The 2,379-nt window shown below is 52.3% G+C and carries 2 tRNA genes and 1 rRNA gene; all 3 read left to right on the top strand.

The window, feature by feature from the left end:
* Nucleotides 1–199: 199 nt before the first annotated feature.
* Nucleotides 200–1,740: ribosomal RNA gene (locus Q675_RS32645) — 16S ribosomal RNA — on the top strand.
* Nucleotides 1,741–1,829: 89 nt separating this feature from the next.
* Nucleotides 1,830–1,906: transfer RNA gene (locus tag Q675_RS32640), tRNA-Ile, on the top strand.
* 96 nt (nucleotides 1,907–2,002) lie between these two features.
* Nucleotides 2,003–2,078: transfer RNA gene (locus tag Q675_RS32635), tRNA-Ala, on the top strand.
* The last annotated feature ends 301 nt before the right edge of the window (nucleotides 2,079–2,379 follow it).

Genomic DNA, 2,379 nt, shown 5'->3' with positions numbered 1-2,379 from the left:
GGTTGACAGGGCAGCGGAACGATGTAGAATACGCGGCCTTGATTGAGCAACAGCTCAAACGCTCTTTAAAAAGTTAACCAAGTAATTCGTGTGGGCGCTGGCCGAGGTATTTCGGACACGAAATATCAGGACAGTGACTCGTCGAAATTGAGTTTTGTCTTGAGCAAGAATTAAGAACTTTCGGGTTCTTGTATGATTTAAACTGAAGAGTTTGATCATGGCTCAGATTGAACGCTGGCGGCAGGCTTAACACATGCAAGTCGAGCGGTAACAGGGGTAGCTTGCTACCCGCTGACGAGCGGCGGACGGGTGAGTAATGCTTAGGAATCTGCCCAGTAGTGGGGGATAGCCCGGGGAAACCCGGATTAATACCGCATACGTCCTACGGGAGAAAGCAGGGGATCTTCGGACCTTGCGCTATTGGATGAGCCTAAGTCGGATTAGCTAGTTGGTGGGGTAAAGGCCTACCAAGGCGACGATCCGTAGCTGGTCTGAGAGGATGATCAGCCACATCGGGACTGAGACACGGCCCGAACTCCTACGGGAGGCAGCAGTGGGGAATATTGGACAATGGGGGCAACCCTGATCCAGCCATGCCGCGTGTGTGAAGAAGGCTTTCGGGTTGTAAAGCACTTTCAGTAGGGAGGAAAACCTTATGGCTAATACCCATGAGGCTTGACGTTACCTACAGAAGAAGCACCGGCTAACTCCGTGCCAGCAGCCGCGGTAATACGGAGGGTGCAAGCGTTAATCGGAATTACTGGGCGTAAAGCGCGCGTAGGTGGTTTGGTAAGCGAGATGTGAAAGCCCCGGGCTTAACCTGGGAACGGCATTTCGAACTGTCAGACTAGAGTGTGGTAGAGGGTAGTGGAATTTCCTGTGTAGCGGTGAAATGCGTAGATATAGGAAGGAACACCAGTGGCGAAGGCGGCTACCTGGACCAACACTGACACTGAGGTGCGAAAGCGTGGGGAGCAAACAGGATTAGATACCCTGGTAGTCCACGCCGTAAACGATGTCAACTAGCCGTTGGGACTCTTGAAGTCTTAGTGGCGCAGCTAACGCACTAAGTTGACCGCCTGGGGAGTACGGCCGCAAGGTTAAAACTCAAATGAATTGACGGGGGCCCGCACAAGCGGTGGAGCATGTGGTTTAATTCGACGCAACGCGAAGAACCTTACCTGGCCTTGACATCCAGAGAACTTTCCAGAGATGGATTGGTGCCTTCGGGAACTCTGAGACAGGTGCTGCATGGCCGTCGTCAGCTCGTGTCGTGAGATGTTGGGTTAAGTCCCGTAACGAGCGCAACCCCTATCCCTGGTTGCTAGCAGGTAATGCTGAGAACTCCAGGGAGACTGCCGGTGACAAACCGGAGGAAGGTGGGGATGACGTCAGGTCATCATGGCCCTTACGGCCAGGGCTACACACGTGCTACAATGGCGCGTACAGAGGGCTGCCAACTCGCGAGAGTGAGCCAATCCCTTAAAACGCGTCGTAGTCCGGATCGGAGTCTGCAACTCGACTCCGTGAAGTCGGAATCGCTAGTAATCGCGAATCAGAATGTCGCGGTGAATACGTTCCCGGGCCTTGTACACACCGCCCGTCACACCATGGGAGTGGATTGCACCAGAAGTAGTTAGTCTAACCTTCGGGAGGACGATTACCACGGTGTGGTTCATGACTGGGGTGAAGTCGTAACAAGGTAGCCGTAGGGGAACCTGCGGCTGGATCACCTCCTTAAACGAAGCCGAATGCTTCGGTCAGAGTCCACACGAATTACTTGGTTGGCTAATAAAGAGAGCAGATGGGTCTATGCAGGCCCGTGTTTTGGGTCTGTAGCTCAGGTGGTTAGAGCGCACCCCTGATAAGGGTGAGGTCGGTGGTTCAAGTCCACCCAGACCCACCAGAATTGCTCAGCTCGTCGTTGTCGAAGTACTTGCATAGCAGGCTATGCGGCGCACTTCGACGCCTAGATCTGATCAATTCTTGTAGATAGCTTCTTGGGGCTATAGCTCAGCTGGGAGAGCGCCTGCCTTGCACGCAGGAGGTCGGCAGTTCGATCCTGCCTAGCTCCACCAAACTTTACTGACTAACTTCGGTTAGCAGTGTACAGAAACGAATGTTTCATATCGATGAAGCCTTCCTTTCTGATCACTGGGTCAGATTTGCTCTTTAACAAATTGGACGAGATAGAACACGAATATTTTTCTCTCATTATCTCCGAGAGAAGATGTTCAAAGTGATAGCGATTTCAAGCGTTATCCGGTGTTGTCGTTGAAGTGGTTGTTCTATTGCTTCAAGTGACTGTCTCGAAGATACCTCGGAATCAGGCTTGCCTGGTGATGAGTGTGGATTCGTGATCAGTTGTCTTGGGGTTAT

It is taken from the genome of Marinobacter sp. EN3, assembly GCF_000475315.1.
In the GTDB taxonomy this organism is placed as follows: domain Bacteria; phylum Pseudomonadota; class Gammaproteobacteria; order Pseudomonadales; family Oleiphilaceae; genus Marinobacter; species Marinobacter nauticus.
This window is presented reverse-complemented; position numbering and strand designations above follow the sequence as displayed.